The sequence below is a fragment of the Mycolicibacterium brisbanense genome (assembly GCF_001570425.1).
Classification (GTDB): Bacteria; Actinomycetota; Actinomycetes; order Mycobacteriales; family Mycobacteriaceae; genus Mycobacterium; species Mycobacterium brisbanense.
Window position 1 is genome coordinate 76,769 of the sequence record NZ_BCSX01000049.1, and the last position, 15,422, is coordinate 92,190.

The window sequence follows — 15,422 nt, forward strand, 5'->3', positions numbered from 1 at the left end:
CGGCGCCGTCCTTAGGAGTTCCCATTCAGGTGCGCGGCTAATAGCGGTTGGCGCGATTACCGGACCGCTCCGGCGGGAATTCGCATGCCATGAGCACGACGGTTGCCGACACGCTGGCGCCGCTCATCTGCGACACGGTGCGCCAAGACATTCCATTCAAGATCCAATGCTGGGACGGCAGCCGCGCCGGGCCTTCCTCTGCGCCATGGCAATTGACCCTCAGCAAACGGGGTCTGCTGCGGTTGCTATGGGAGCCCAATGAACTGGGCTTGGCCCGCGCCTACGTAGCCGGCGACATCGACGTGGAAGGTGACTTGCTCGCATGTCTTGAGGCGCTCGAACGGGTGTCGGATCCTATGGTCGGGCCCCGAATCGCCGTCGACACGCGCACGAAGGCGGCTTTTGTGAAGGCCGCACTGCGGCTCGGCATCGTGGGCCTGCCACCCCGTCGGCCTCCCGAAGAGGCCCGACGGCTCCGCGCGCACCGCCACGGCAAGCGCCGCGACGCAGCTGCCATCAGCCACCACTACGACGTCGGCAATGACTTCTACCGCCTGGTGCTCGGCGAGTCGATGACGTACTCGTGCGCGTACTGGACGCCCTCGACCAGGGACCTCGACGACGCGCAGTACGCCAAATGCGATCTGATAGCCCGCAAGCTCGGCCTCTGCCCCGGCATGCGGGTCCTGGACGTCGGTTGTGGTTGGGGCACGTTCGCGCTGCACGTCGCACAGACGTACGACGCGCGGGTGGTTGGTATCACGTTGTCGCGTCAGCAGGCCGAGTACGCCACGAAGCGAGTGGTCGACGCCGGGCTCGGCCGCTCGGTGCAAATCCGCGTGCAGGACTACCGCGATGTCGACGATGGCCCGTACGACGCCATCGCGAGCATCGGGATGGCCGAACACGTCGGAGCCGCGATGCTGCCCACCTACGCCGCGCAGCTGTTTCAACTGCTGCGTCCGCAGGGTCGTTTGCTCAACAGCGCGATTTCCCGGCGCCCCGGCCGCGGATTCGGATTCGGCAAGAGGTCATTCATCGACCGATATCTATTTCCCGACGGGGAGCTCGAACCGATGGCGACGATGGTCGATGCCATCGAACAGAGCGGCTTCGAGGTCCGCGATGTCGAGTCGCTGCGCGAGCACTACGAACGAACGCTTCGGGCCTGGGTGGCAAACCTGGAAGATCCCTGGGACCAGGCCGTGGCGTTCAGCAGCGCCGGCCGCGCACGGGTATGGCGGCTCTACATGGCCGGGTCGGCGATGGGGTTCGCGTCTAACCGGCTCGGATTGAATCAAGTACTCGCCGTCAAGAACGATCGGCGGGGCCGCAGCCACATGCCCGCCACCCGCGCCGAACTCTTGTCAGCGTGAGCCTATGGTTTCTGCCACGGCGGTTTCTCGACCCGCGCGGCAATCTGTTGAGCGATTTTGACCGCCGTGTCCGCGGGGTTGGCGCTGCAGGTGTTGACGTCGACCACGACGTTGTTGTGCGCGGTCAGGGCCCGACCACAGGCCCAGCCGCCCGCCTGCGCGTTGGACTGGGTGCTGACGGTGCTCAGCATCCCGTCCTTGTCCGATATGGGCGCCACGTCCCACTGCGTGCCGGACTGTGTGTGGCTGTAGTGCGTGCACGCCGGCCATTGTTTGGCAGACGCCTCGTAGAACGCCTTGGCCTGATCGGCGCTGCCGTAGAGAACCACGCCCTGATGGGCGTAATGGACAAAGGTGTCGGGCTCCCTCATCGTCACATCGAGCACGTTGGTGTAACCACTATCCGCATAGATGGGCGCCTGCACCGCACCGTCGATCGCCAGACAGTCCCGAGGCGTCATCGTCGCGCTGTCATCGGACATTTCGGTGTTGGTCGCCGTGACGACCATCCCGCCCGCCGCCATGGTCGCGTTGATCTCCTCCGGCGAAAGCAGCAAGGCGGGCAGTATCTTTGGGGCGAGCGGCAGTGGAGCAAACGACGTGATCATCGGCGTGGTCGGCGTTTTCGCGGCCGGTTGCTCCTGTGACTGGCCACAGCCCGCCGCAAGGATGCAAACAGCACTGACAGTGATCGCGGTTGCCACAAAGCGCATATGTCGTCCCCTATGTCTGCGCCAGCACATCTGAGTCGCGGTGACCATTTTCCCACCCTGGACGATTCCAGGGAAACAGCAAAGCCGTTTTCACCGCGGGACATCCCACCAGCCATGTGAAGACTTTGCCAAACCGTTATCGAATCACCATCACCCAGCGCGCGCCGAGTGTGCTCGTGCAGCCGCCCGTTCACTGCCCGCAAAGGTGCGCTTCGAAGATCGGATTGCGACGCCTGACGAACGGAAACCGTTGCGGCTCCTCCCCTTTACGCTTCGCAAGCAGACGTTGGCGAGATGTCCAGGTCGCCGTGGAGCCGGATGCGAGGTCATCTGTTCGGGCAGGAGTTCCGGGTTGAGCCCCGGTTAGTCGGGACGCCTGCACAGGCAGGCATCGACCGCGGCCCTGCACGCTTGCGACTAAAGTGCATGCAGTGTTCGATGCCCTGTGGACTGCCGCAACCCAGCACACCTTTCTGGAGGCCGTGCGCGACGGCACCGTTTCCAATGCGGCGTTCGACCGATGGCTCGCGCAGGACGCGCTGTTCGTCGCTGATCTGCTGACCTTTCAGGCTCGGCTGCTGGCCCGGGCGCCCAGGCATGCGCAGACGGTTCTCGTCGGCGGGTGTTCGGCACTCGTCGCCGAACTGGACTGGTTCGAAGACCAGGCCGCGCGACGCCACATCGACCTGCCGGCCACGCCGCAACCGGCGACGCTGGCCTACCGGGAACTGCTGCAACGGCTCGACAACCAGCCCTTCGACGCAGCCGTCACCGCGCTGTGGGTAATCGAGCGCGTCTATTTGCTGGCCTGGACGCACGCGGCCTCACCGACCTCGCCGTTCGGGGAGTTCGTGGAGCATTGGACGGTGCCGGAGTTCGCCGCCTACGTCGATGGTCTCGCCGCGCTCAAGACCGACGGGCACGACTCGTTGATCGCAGAGGTGCTCAAGCTCGAAGTGTGGTTCTGGGATATGGCGTTGGAAACGCCGTGACATGCCGCTACGGGCTACGGCTTACGGAGAGTCGGCGCGTCGTCTGACTCGGGCATCTCGGGCGGCGGTGATTTGTCTGTCAGCGGACCCATAGGCTCGGTTGCCGGCTGTTTCGAGTCCGGGCCGTCCCGCAAGGTCGGCGCCTGATCGGACGCAGGACCCGAAGGAAGCTCTGATGGTTCAGCACCTTGCGCCCCGCGCCCCTGTCGGACCGTTGGAGGCCCGGAATCAGGCGCAGGGAGCACCGCAGCATCGGCCCTGGCTCGGAGGGCGTCTGATTCTGCGTTCACTTGCTTCATGACAGGGTCGAACCGCGCCTGCACTGCGTAGGCGTCTCTCTCTTCCGGCAGGGTCTTGTACCGCTGCTCCCAACCGAATGCTGCATCGCGGGCGTCGTTCATCTCTTTCTCAGCGATCTCGATAAGTTGTTTGGAGGCAGGAGGTTTGCGGCCCAGTAGCTCGTCGAGTTGCGCGTTGAGCTTTTGCCACCGCGCTGTGGCGTCGTCCATCTCCTGGTAGATGCGCTTCCTTTCCCCGGCCCCCGCACCGAAGATGCTCTCGTACCATTCCCGCGCTGCCTTCGACTCGGCACTGCCCGCTGCCAGTGGCTCGTTCACTGCCTGGTCCGCCACCATCCTGGGAATCCGGAGTTCGTTCACGAGCTCGATGGGCTCCAATCCCTCAGCGGCCTTCATGCGAGCCATCATCCAGAACTGCTCGGCGTGGCGAGCCTCGTGATAGACACAGCTCACCACGTCCTCGAATTCGGCATCGGTCAGTCTTTCCTTGGCCAGCAGCTTGCCGAGAACCTCAACGTTCCAGGGGCCCTTGTCAAATGCCATGTATCCCTTGTTGTCGAAGATGGCCATCGCGGCGGGGATACCCTTCTCTTCCAAGACCGGATTGACGATGCCCACCAATGCGTTCAGCCGTGTTCGCGCGTCGGCCGGTTCGAGGAAGAATTTCTTGACGCCAACGGCAAGTCGGGCCGTCTTCTCCATCGTGGCCATCTCACCGAGTGCAAGTCCCAGGATCTCGTCGGCCGCCCCGCCGCCGATGCCTGCACGACTTCCCAGGAAGTTGCGCGCCGCCTCGACGTCCTCGGCTGCCGTCGACGACGCTGCCGACGCCCGTCGTTGGCGCATGAAGCCCTGTAGGTCGTCCACGACGTCAGAACGCCAATTCTCCAGCCGCCGAACGCTGGCCGTGTTGACCGCCTTCGATTCGACTGTGGCCCAACCGCCTGCCCGCTCAATGGTTTTCGCCGGTCCGAGCACCTCGATGCCCTGCGACAGCGCCTGGTCGGCGTCAGTCGGAGCCAGCGTCGCCAGCTTCGCGAGGGCGGCACCGACGTCATCGGCACTCTTCGCACCGCCGGCGGCGATGAACGCGTTGATGCTGCGGCCGGCGGCCGTATCCTTGCCCACGATGGTCAGCAAGTCCTCGGCCTTCTGCCCGGAGCGAGCCACGACGGAGCCGACGCCGTCGCGCTCGATCGCCTGGCTCACCACGGTGACGCGCTCCTCGGCCGACAGCGCCGAAAGCCTCGTCAACTTGGCGGTGACCTCTTCTGCGGCCATGAGCCCGGCGACGCGCGCCGCCGCCACCCCAGACATCGCGGCATGGCCGAGCATGAACACGTCCAGAAGCGCTGCGGCCGTGTCCAACGCGGCCGTGGTCTCGGCGTCGTTCGCTTCCTCTTTGCTCACCACCGCGCTGTCATCGTTGAACCCGGTCTTGCTGGCGGCGCCCTGCTGAAGCGCCTGATCCCATGAGTTGGCGGCGACGGCGCTCGACGATGCAGCGCCGATCAGCGCTCCGATGACGGGCGTGGCGGCGCCGCCGGTGCCGATCTCCACGGCGATGATCAGGGCCATCGTGGCGAAGCCAAGCGCCGCTTTCATCGACTCCTCAGAGCCCTTTTCATCGACGACGTATGCCTTCAGGAACTCGCGGTCGAATGTGTTCGGATACTTGGAGCCGTAGAGCTTTTCGTGGACCGGCAGAAGGTGTTGGAACCCGAGCGATTGGGTCGTGATGTTCGCGCGGGTCTCTTTGATGTTGTCCAAGATCTTCGTGAACGCTCCGCCGATCTGCACGCGGGCTTCCTCGAGACTGTGACCCTGCGTGGCGGGCTGGCCCTGGGCTGCGGGTGCTCCAGAGCTCACTCCGCTGACATCGCCTCCGATCGACGCGAGGGCGTATAGCGCCGGATTCTGGTTGAGGATGCGGTTGATCGCCTTCTCCAGACCGTTGTACGCCGCTTGCACCTGATCGTTGTTGGCCATCGGTGACTGTTCGTTACCTTCCGGCGTGAACGGTGGCTTCTCGCCCGGCTTGAAAGTGAAGTGCCTTCGCAACTGCTCCTGAGTGCCGGGCGCACCGGCCGGAGGGGCGCTGTCCGTCGGCGTCTCCGGGGCCGGTACCGGCACCGGGCCCTCGGCGTAACCGACATCCAATTTGAGCAGGTTCTGCATCGACTCCTTGAGGTCGGTGACGCGCTTGGCCAGTTGTTGTTGCTCGGTCATCGCGGCGTCCTGAGCGGCGCTGGGCGCAACAGGAGCACCCCCGTCGACGGCGACGCCAAGCCGCCCTGCCTCGTCGGAGATGTGCTTGGCGTTGTTCTCCAGATTGCGATCAGCAAGATCCCTTGTCGCCCAGGCGAAATCCGACTCCATGATCTTCATCCATGGGACATTGTGGATTTCAGCGCCACGGTCTTCGCATCGCTTCCACATGTCGTAATCGGCTTGCGTCATCGACGGTTGGTGACCGTAGGCCTTCCACGCTTCTTCGAGTGTGCTCTCGTCGTCTGGGCCAACCCACGCGTTGGTGAGGACGATGTTGCAGATCGACAGCAGTTGTTGGGAATTGATCGGCGGGAACGGCCGGAAAGGCTTGAGGCTGCCGGAATCTCCTGTCTTGATGGCCTCGTCGAGCGTCTTGGGATTGCCTTCGTCGGCGCGCTGGACCACCTGCGTCTGGCTAGTGCCGGCCAACATCCGGCTGACTGCCAGATTGCCCGCAGTGCGCTGCAATGCCATCAGGCTGACCGGCACTGTCCGTGCGTATCCCGTGGAAAGACTCGACGTCTCCTGCTTGCGAGTCGGCCTCGCGGTGCTCGCGGCAGCCGCCTCTGCCTGTGGCAGGTGGTGTTCCACCGGTTGATCGTATGTTGGCCCACGGTGCCCAAAGGAGCAGTCTTTTGTTCCCTGTCAGCCGCTCATACACGCTCTGAAGTGGGGCGGGCGGGGCTCGAACCCGCGACCAATGGATTATGAGCCCCTAGGTCTAGGCCGATAGCAAACCCTGCTGGATCCGAAAATCGGCCAGCAGCCGCTTCTATCCCCTAGTTTTACAGCACTTTTGTTTCAGATTCTGGCCTAGCAGCCGCTGCTGGCCCATCGCCGCAAATCAGCAGGTTGCGCCACGACTATGGACGCGGCGTGGACGCGGCAAGCCACAGATGGTTCAGCGAACGGCGTGGCAACGTTGCGTCGAACACTTGTTCACGTACCTTTGCGTGCGGGCGTTGCGCATACGTCCAGACAGGAATGCAGCAAGCAATGAGCGTATGGGAGCGGTTGGGTTTCCGGGAGAACTTGTATGCCACGCCTCCGTTACCTGGCAACGAAGAGGGGTCCCGCCTACTGGTTGGCCGCGATGAGGAGGTCGAAGAGTTACAGGATCACTGGGCTTCTTATGACACCCACGCCTCCATCGAAGGTTCAAACGGTGTGGGAAAGACCAGCTTGGTTGCCGTGGCTGCTTACCGCGACATGGTGGAACGCGAACAGGCCAGGAAGCCGCTGATCATCCCCTTGAACGAGATTTTCCAGCTTACTTCAGAATCAGCGGGGTTTGAGAACCGCGTCTATCTCGCACTCGCGCGAGCAATGCTCGACAATGAACGGAGATTAGCACGCGCGGGTTATCCACTTTCCGACCTAGGCGGACTGCGACAGTGGATCGACTCACCGACCAATACGACAAAAGCTGTCTCTGGCAGCGCATTCGGGTTCGGCGGGGGAGGTACGTACGGGGTTGCGTCGAGCACCTCACCTGGCTTCACCGAAGGCGGCCTCGTCGAACTCGTAAACAGCAACCTACGCAACATCTTTCCCTCGCGGGCCGCTGGCGGTTTTGTCGGAATTCTCGACAACATGGAATTGCTGTCAACGTCGAAAGATGCGCGTAAGCGCCTAGAGGAGATGCGTGATGGAGTGTTGAGCATCCCCGGTGTCCGATGGGTCCTTTGCGGGGCAAACGGCATCGTTCGCAGCGCGGTAGGATCACCTCGATTGACCGGACGGGTAGCCGATCCGATCCGACTACAGCCCCTTAAACCCGCAGACGTGCCTGAAGTGATTCAACGTCGCATCACGCAATACGGCGGGAACACCTACTTACACGGTCAGGACTCCAAGTTTCTGGATCCCCCTGTAGATCCAACTGGCTTTCTCCACCTGTACCGCGTCCTCAATAATAACCTGAGGATTGCGCTGAAGCATGCGGGTGAGTTCACGAAGTGGTTCGACAAAAACGCTCTCCGGGATTACAAGCGCAACCAGGAATCCCTGGACTATGCATTCTCTAGGGGACGTAGGGAATTCGACAGAGTTCTTCGCGAACGAAGCGCCGAACGCTATCGCTACCTAGAAGTTTGGCTTACAGAGCAGGCGGATCAGTACGCACTCGACGCAGGCGCATTGACCGAGCGGACATGGCGCCTGTTCGACGACATGATCATAATCGGAGGTAGTTGCAGCCCTAGCGAATACGAGCAATTCGGCTTCACTAGCCGTGAAGCTATGCGCCCGTACGTCAAAGCTCTCGAGGATGCCAACCTCGTGAATAGCGCCGTCGATGAGGACGACTCTCGCCGACGGACCATCGAGATAACTCCCAATGGGTGGCTCGTGCACTACAAACGTTCAGGGTACAAAGAGCCTGGGGCATAAGCGCTCTCACCGCGCCTTCCGATGTAGCGGCACTATATTTCTCGCAGCCTTTGCGGCCTGCGCAACCGGGCGGGGGAGGTTGGGTGCGGCGGTGTCGTCCTCTCTGATGTAGTCCGCGTAGGTGGTCAGCGTCAGCACATAGCTGCTGTGCCCGAGCCACTTCGACACCTGCATGTAGTGCTCCCCCGCACTCAGGGCCAGCGTGGCGAAGGTATGGCGCAGATCGTAGAAACGGACATTGCCGAGACCCAATGCCTTCGTGGCGGGTTGGAAATAGTTGTGGTACACGTTGTCCACCACCAACGGTTTGGCCCAATCGAAGTCCTGAGCCGACACCTCGGCTTTGCCGGCACGGGTGCGCTTGCCCGGGAACAGCGGTGCGTGATCAATACGCTTACTCGACGATCCGATGCCCGAGAACGGGTGCATCTGGGACAGATAGGCCCGCATGTCGTCGGCCAGCCACGGTGCCAGCGGAATGGTGCGGTCAGTGGAGGCATCGCTTTTGGGCGTTCCCTCGATCCACCGAAGTGTCGTAGACACGGATTCATTCACGGCATTGCCGTCGTGGTTGGGGGTGGGCCTGCCCTTCTTCAGCGTCCGAACAACGCGAACACTTCCTACAGTTCCAGGGATATCCGACAGCGTCAGGTCTTGGATCTGCAGGCCCTGCAACTCGGCCACTCGAACACCGGTATAGGCGGCGAACACCACAACCAGGGCATACACCGGGTTCCCGCGCTGCTCGGCGATGTAGTCGTGTACCGCCGCTACTTCACCCGACGACAAAGGCCGGTGCTTGAACGGTGCCTTGCCATTTGCGACAACTCGGCGCTTGGTGGAGTGTCGGCGACCGGGCACCACAGGGTTGCTTGGGATGGCCTGATCGTCCACGGCAACATCGAGCATGCGCTTGAGCGTTCCGATGATGTGTTTCACCGTCTTAGGACTGCGCGTGACAGTGGCCCGCTTCTTGCTCGCCGTAGCCGGGCTAGCTGTGCCCCGAGTGACATAGTCACGCTCTTCGTGCGGTGCTAGCAGATCGGCGCGGAATCGGGCCACATCGGCAGTGGTGATACTGGCGACCGGCCTCTGACCGAATACACCCGCAATGTGACGGCGGTAGGTGTTGGCGTAGCCCTGGATGGTGTCGTCATCGATGGTGCCGACCAGGCTGTCCAAGTATTGCTTGGCGTACTCCCCTAGCGGCCGATTGGCTTTGGCCTTTTGGCTAGAGGGGTCAACACCGGCAGCGCTGTCCAGCTGGTCCTCCACCTTGCGCAGGTGAGCCTTGGCCTTGCGTTCGGTCGGGAAGGTCTCGCTAGTTTCCTTGTACTGGCCCGTTGGTGCCCCGAACTCATCGCGAACTGGCTCATTCCACCTAACCTGATAGGACACAACTGGGTTGCCGAACTTGTCCAGCTTCTTGGTGGTGCGCTTGCGAATCGTTGCCATTAGGCCACACCTTCTCGGGCCAGGACATCGCGAACTGTGCTGTAGCTCCATTTGTCGCCTCCATTAGGCGGCACAATGCGCTCAGAGGTGAGCGCCGCAGCGATTGCCTTGGTTCCCATACCAGCACTACGCAATTCAACGATTCGCGCAACTGTGTCACGCGCAATGGTCGACGGCTTGCCGAGCTGCTTGCCAGCCTGCCGAGCACGGATCAGTCCCTGCTTGGTCCGCTTGCTGATCAGTTCGCGTTCCTCCTCTGCCACCAGCATTCTGGCGTGTGCGGTCAGTTGGGACACTGTGTTGCTATCGGTTCCATCAAGGCCGATAATGCGCCAACCTTCAGCCTTCGCATCGGCCACCAGCTGCGCGCCGTCTGCCATGCTGCGACTGCTGCGATCTAAGGTGTTGATTACCAACACGTTTGCCATGCCAGTCCGAATAGCGGTGATAGCGGCTATGCGTCCGTACAACTTATCGGTACGCTTTCCACTCATGACGTCGGGTATCAGCGCGACCAGATCCAGTCCGTTGTCGGCGCAGTAGCGGTTGATCTGTTCACGTTGCGCCTCTAGGCCGTAGCCATTGTCGGCCTGTCTGTTGGTCGAGACTCGTATGTAACCAATAGCTTTCGGCCTATCAGTCGCCTTCACTGCGTTCATGCTTTCTCCCTGGTGGTGGTTGTGGCGGATGTCGGGCGACATCCACCTCAGCCACTACTTTTAGCCGACCCGGTACAAGCGGGGGTACAAACGGCAAACGCCCTGGTCAGGGCATCAGTAAGGCCGGGGGTACCGCTTGTGCGGGCTCTCCAGCGCCCTTTGCTCACGGGCTAGATCAGCGGCAATCTTGAACGCCAGCTCCCCGGTGATGTGTGGTGGCCCCGACCCTGGCTGAGGCTGGCTCTGACGGCTCATCTCCTCCCGCCTGGCTGATCGGACCGGGGCATCACGCGTGACCGCTTCCTCGTATTCCCGGTATTCCCTTTCAGCGTATTCCCGTGTCCTACCGTCCAAATCGTCCTCTGCTACAGCACTTTCCGCTCCTGTGCCAACCGGGGCGGGGAGGGGTGAGACATCAGCCGTGCTAGACGAAACTGGTGTCTGGCTAGGACTTCCTACAGGGTCACCCGGTGCTACACCACCGATAGAGTCGAACACCTCTTCGTAAGGCTTAGTTTGCCCTTGAGACAGTACAACTTCGGCCGGAGGTTTCAGTCCAGCACGGTCCAGAGCGTCTCGCATAGCCCTTAGCTGCGTGTCAGGCGGCTTGGTGTCGTCAAAGGCAAACTCAATCAGCTTGCCCATCAGTCGGTCTGATGCGTTTTCGACGCGTATACGGGCTGCGTTCTTGATGTGTCGAGTAGCGCCACCGTGTGTGCGGCACACCGTACTACCTAGGATCGCAAACTTTCTGCACCGTTCCCCGTTGCTTTTAACTGCAACACTGAATCGCCCCGGGTTTGGTGCACACCGGTTACTGGTGTGCAGCCTCTGATCGGGCTGTGTTTGGAGCGTAGTGGGCGGTCTCGTACTCGATGGGTGGGATGCGGCTCAGGCGGTGCATGAGCCGTTCGGTGTTGTACCAGTGCACCCACTCCGCGGTGAGCAGTTCCACGTCGGTCAGACGGTGCAGCGGGCCCCGCCGAAACGGTGAGTCGTCGCGGACGGCTTCGGTCTTGTAGAGCCCGATCGTCGTCTCCGCCAACGCGTTGTCGAAAGCATCTCCGACCGTGCCGATCGAGGCCACCAGCCCGGAGAGCGCAAGGGTTTCCCCAAAACGTATGGACGTGTACTGCGAGCCTGCGTCGCTGTGGTGAATAGTGTTTCCCAACAACGGATTACCCTCATCCGCACGAAGTTGCGCCGCGTGACGGATCGCCCGGCGCACGAACCGGTCTTCCTTGCTGGTCGAACAGGTCCATCCCACGATCCGGCCCGCGTAGGCGTCGATGGCGAACGCGGTGTAGACGAACGTCCCATTGGCCAGGCGGACGTAGGTGAAGTCGGCCACCAGCAGCACGTTGGGGGCGGGCACCCGGAACTGGCGTTTCACCAGATCGGCAGCCCGGTCGGCCGCCGGATCGGCGATCGTGGTGCGGACCCTCTTGCGGCGGGTCACTCCCCGCCAGCCGTTGTCCCGCATCAGGCGCTCCACGGTGCAGCGGGCCACCGCGATGCCCTGGCGCTGCAGGTGAGCCCACATCTTCGTGGCGCCGTACAACGCCTCTGGCTTGCGCCGGCCGTGCTCGTCGGGCTCGTAGAAGCCGGCCAGTACCTCGGTGATGACCGTGTCCCACAGCGCCCGGGCTGACGGGGGTCGGGTCAGCCAGGCGTAGTAGGTTCTCGGGGCGATCTGGCAGCCGTGCTCGGTGAGCACGCGGCAGATCGGAGCGACCCCGAACCGAGCGTGATGCTCGGCGATGAACGCACACATCAACGGTGTCGCGGGTCGCTCTCCCGCGCGAAGAAACTTGTTGCGGCCTTGAGGATTTCGATGGTTTCCTCAAGCTCGCGGTTCTTGCGTTTGAGTTCGCGCAACTCCCGTGCGGTATCGGTGGGCACTCCGTCACGCTGACCGGTGTCGACCTCGGTCTGGTTGACCCAGCGGCGCAGCGATTCGTAGGACACTCCCAAACGTTTGGCCACCGCGGTGATGCAGGCCGTGCGGGTGTCGTACTCCTCGGCGTGGTCGGTGACCAACCGCACCGCCCGGGCCTTGAACTCGTCGTCGTACTTCTTCGGCATGATGCGGACAACCTTCCCTCGAAAGAAGGTGTGCATCAAACCCGGGGCGGTTCACACAGCGTCTTTCAGGGTTTGCCGCTAATACGGCATCCTGGTGCAGGGATGGCGGAGGTTTTGGCACCCATCCTGGCTTGAGTCCTAAACCGTTCGAAGCCTTATCCTCTAGCTTCACATCCGGAACATTAGGCGTCTCTACGATTTCTGCATCGATAATGTCGTCAGGTTCAGTACCGGTGCTCATTGGTCTCTCCAATCCTTCTGTACTCCTTGCATTTACCCAGGTAGACGGGTCGGCACCACTTGGCACCACTTGCGGCCTATTCTCCGAAATGCCTATAGGTCCATGGCGAAAATAGGCGCGAAGTGGTGCAAAGTGGTTCGGGCCAAAACCCCAGGTCAGACATCATCTTCGTCCTGTCGTAGAACCAGGCTGCCCCAACGCCATACCTTGTCCACGGCTTTGATGCGCTCAAAGCCAAGGGATTTCAGTGCCTGGCTGAACTGCTTTGGCCCCAATGGCATTGCGGACGTTCCAGGGTGCTCGCCGTAGAACCACTTCACGTACGCGTCCAGAATCTCCGTTGACGTCGGGTAATGTGCGCCACCGTCTTCCACTGCAGCATGTGCCTCTGACCCGACAAGACAACGTTCGTCGACAAACTTCCCCGCCTTGTTGTTGCTCATCCGATAACGCTTGGTTGCTATGCAAACCTCTTCTGGTTCCGCAAGCCCGTTTTGAATCGCGTCCTTGTATCCCTGGACCAAGCTGGTGAGGATGCCGTCGGCCTCAGTCTGCGTTGCGAGCTTCTCGGCCAGCTGTTCGTCTTGGTCAGCCTCAGCCAGCTCCACCATGAACGGAACTGTTTTCATACGCTTCCACACACCCATGTCATTGGCGTCGACCTGTGGCAGGTTGTTGGTCACCATCACCAGAAGCCAAGACACCGGCATCTGTACTTCGTTCTTGTGCATGGCGCGAGCGTTGACAAACTGGTTGCCGGTGAGTTCCTTCATCAAAGCGGCATTGAGCTTTCGACCCTCGTTGATTTCGGCCGTAACGACAAATCGCCTGCCACGCAGGGAGAACAGGCGTGTGGGGTGCGGCGAACCCTTCTGTTCCAGTAGCAGCTCCGAATTTGCCTGATAACCATATCCATTCAGGCCACCCAACGCGGTAATGACGGCTTCGTAGGTTTTGCTCTTGCCGTTGCGTCCCTTTGGCCCGTGTAGCACGGCAAGCATGTTCGGCTCCGGCAATGTGCCAGATAGTGCTCCCTTTCCGAACACGCGTAGTAGATACTGCCGCACCGCCTTTGGCAATATCCGATCAAGGTGGGCATCCCACACAGGACCAATTGTGTCTCGGTGGTCCCCGAAGTAGCGTCCGTGCGTGACTCGTGTCATGAGGTCGGCGGGATCGTGCTTCTTCACCTGAAAGGTCCGAAGGTTCAGTGTCCCGTTAGGCATGTTGAGTAGGTATGGGTCTGCGTCCAGCTGCTGGATGGACCGGGCGAACACTGGATTGCTCTCGGCCATCTTCAGCACGCCCTGAACGCCGCTGGCTGTGCTCCAGCACTTCTTTACGTCAGCCAGTAGCTTCTCCGCTCTCTGCGGGTCTGTTGGCTGCAAGTTGACCGCTCGGATGCCCGCGCGTTTCAGCGTTACTTTCACTGCCTCAATGCTTTTGCCGATATCGTCCTCCTGCCAGTATTTCCCGGTCCAGTAGAACCATCCAGTTGGGGTGTTTTTCACATGGATCAGATGGCCTTTGAAGTACCGTGCCAGAAAGTGGGACAGTCGCACCTGTCCTGCGTGGTCGTTGGTGTTGAACGGGCTCACTTGTCGTTGCCTTTGCCTTCCAGCGTTCCGGCAACACATGCCGTCCTATCCCACTTGGCTCTTAGTGGACCTTCTTCCAAGTTCGCCACCTGTCCAACCGCGTAGGCCACCAGGGACTCAAACTGGTCAGGGTCCAGCTGTCTGCCCGCTTTGGCGTACTGCCGCTGCGCCCACAGCTGTATCTGCTCTACGGCATTGGCAAACCCGTACCTACCGCCCTTAGCCTCCCTAGCGGCAAAACAGAGGGAATCCCGTACGGCATTGCGAACGCTGTCAGGGTTGCGCAGCTTAGCGGTACGGATCACGTGTGGGACAACGTCGGCCTGTGGCCCCTGCCAATACCTCTTGTCAAAGGCTTTCACCTCTGCGGCACTAGCGGCTCCACCCCTCCCGCCCGGTTGCTGTACCGGCAGGCCTTCTAGATAGGACTGCGGCAGTAGGGGTATTGAGTCAGTCGGCGGCAAAATGCCGTGCTTACTACGTGTCCCATCAGGAAGGTACAGCGCATAGCGGTTCCCTGTGTGGTGCCAGCTCGGCGGTGCCACCAGGTAGCGGTGGTGATGGTCTAGGAACTCAATCCCACTGTTGGCGACTTCCTTTGGATAGAAGCCGATTGGGATTCGATACAGGCGTATGCCACTGACACCGTCGACCCGTGCCGTGACTCGATACGTTGCCGGCAAGGGGCCGTAGCGGGCCTCCCAGTCACGTAGGGTCTCAGCACCACCCTTACCCTCATATGCGTCTATATCGAACCCGAGCACACCGGCGGGCAGGCGAAGGCCTAGAGACAGTGTGCCGGGCACACGCATGGCCAGCACCCTTAAGGCGTGCACGGCGTCGGTTTCGACCTGTGCGACCGTGGCGTTGCGGCCCTCGTAACCGTGTCGCCCCTTTACCCACGGCAGCTTGTATCGGCCTTTGTGTTCCTTGCCCACGGGTATGGGAGCCCAACCGTGCCTATAGTTTTCGACGGCAAGGGCTACGTAACTGTGCAGTGGTGGATTAGCGGGCGGGACAGGCCGGGTCGCATCGGGTACCATCGCATGTACTTCCTTTCTGCCGACGGGTGCCGTTCTCTCCTAACAAAATTGAGCGGCGCTCGTCGTTTCTTATGTCGTATCAACGGTTTTCATTTGTCCCGCCTTTAAATCAGGCTGATGATTGGGTGATGGGCTAGGCGCAAGCGACACTCTCGGTGGTTTAAGTGCTGTGGCTGTACTCGGATGTGTCACTGTGGCGTGTTCCCCGTGATTGAGACCAGCCTGTTTTAGAGTCCTGTGGCCCGAGGTCGGGCCGAGAAGGGACGATGACACGCATGGCTGGTCGTAAGCGGCATTCC

Annotated in this window: 10 protein-coding genes; 3 read left to right on the forward strand and 7 right to left on the reverse strand. The window is 61.4% G+C overall.

Annotated features, from left to right (window positions below):
* Window positions 1-89 precede the first annotated feature (89 nt).
* Window positions 90-1,376 (forward strand): class I SAM-dependent methyltransferase, encoded by a 1,287-nt coding sequence (locus tag RMCB_RS28255; protein WP_062831388.1) that lies wholly within the window; start codon window positions 90-92, stop codon window positions 1,374-1,376.
* A 2-nt stretch (window positions 1,377-1,378) separates the two neighbouring features.
* Here RMCB_RS28255 and RMCB_RS28260 read toward each other — a convergent pair whose 3' ends face one another.
* Window positions 1,379-2,089 carry a sensor domain-containing protein gene (locus tag RMCB_RS28260; RefSeq protein ID WP_029370956.1) on the reverse strand — a complete coding sequence of 237 codons (711 nt, stop codon included), beginning with the start codon at window positions 2,087-2,089 and terminating at the stop codon, window positions 1,379-1,381.
* 431 nt (window positions 2,090-2,520) lie between these two features.
* Here RMCB_RS28260 and RMCB_RS28265 point away from each other — a divergent pair, with 431 nt between their 5' ends.
* The gene (locus tag RMCB_RS28265; protein WP_029370957.1) at window positions 2,521-3,081 is read left to right on the forward strand and encodes a TenA family protein; all 561 of its coding nucleotides are present in this window, start codon (window positions 2,521-2,523) and stop codon (window positions 3,079-3,081) included.
* A gap of 14 nt (window positions 3,082-3,095) precedes the next feature.
* Here the strand turns inward: RMCB_RS28265 and RMCB_RS28270 are convergent, their stop codons facing one another.
* Window positions 3,096-6,242 (reverse strand): hypothetical protein, encoded by a 3,147-nt coding sequence (locus RMCB_RS28270; protein ID WP_131805587.1) that lies wholly within the window; start codon window positions 6,240-6,242, stop codon window positions 3,096-3,098.
* Between the two features lie 405 nt (window positions 6,243-6,647).
* Between RMCB_RS28270 and RMCB_RS35900 the strand changes: the two genes are divergently transcribed.
* Window positions 6,648-8,042, forward strand: coding sequence for a helix-turn-helix domain-containing protein (locus tag RMCB_RS35900; RefSeq protein WP_131805588.1), 1,395 nt, complete (start codon window positions 6,648-6,650; stop codon window positions 8,040-8,042).
* A 6-nt stretch (window positions 8,043-8,048) separates the two neighbouring features.
* Here RMCB_RS35900 and RMCB_RS28280 read toward each other — a convergent pair whose 3' ends face one another.
* From RMCB_RS28280 to RMCB_RS28300, 5 genes are all read right to left on the reverse strand, one after another.
* Window positions 8,049-9,497 carry a tyrosine-type recombinase/integrase gene (locus tag RMCB_RS28280; protein ID WP_062831391.1) on the reverse strand — a complete coding sequence of 483 codons (1,449 nt, stop codon included), beginning with the start codon at window positions 9,495-9,497 and terminating at the stop codon, window positions 8,049-8,051.
* Complete coding sequence (locus tag RMCB_RS28285; RefSeq protein WP_072278563.1) at window positions 9,497-10,156, reverse strand: recombinase family protein; 660 nt, start codon at window positions 10,154-10,156, stop codon at window positions 9,497-9,499. The genes RMCB_RS28280 and RMCB_RS28285 overlap by 1 nt, the downstream gene beginning before the upstream one ends.
* An 814-nt stretch (window positions 10,157-10,970) precedes the next feature.
* Window positions 10,971-12,241, reverse strand: a protein-coding gene (locus RMCB_RS28290; RefSeq protein ID WP_109784449.1) for an IS3 family transposase whose coding sequence is annotated in 2 segments (ribosomal slippage) — window positions 10,971-11,968 and window positions 11,968-12,241 — 1,272 coding nt in all. Because the reading frame shifts where the segments join, the coding sequence is not laid out codon by codon here.
* A 396-nt stretch (window positions 12,242-12,637) separates the two neighbouring features.
* Window positions 12,638-14,080, reverse strand: coding sequence for a DNA primase family protein (locus RMCB_RS28295; RefSeq protein WP_062831393.1), 1,443 nt, complete (start codon window positions 14,078-14,080; stop codon window positions 12,638-12,640).
* Entirely contained in the window at window positions 14,077-15,123 is a 1,047-nt protein-coding gene (locus RMCB_RS28300) for a bifunctional DNA primase/polymerase (protein WP_072278561.1), read from the reverse strand. The genes RMCB_RS28295 and RMCB_RS28300 overlap by 4 nt, the downstream gene beginning before the upstream one ends.
* Window positions 15,124-15,422: the final 299 nt, after the last annotated feature.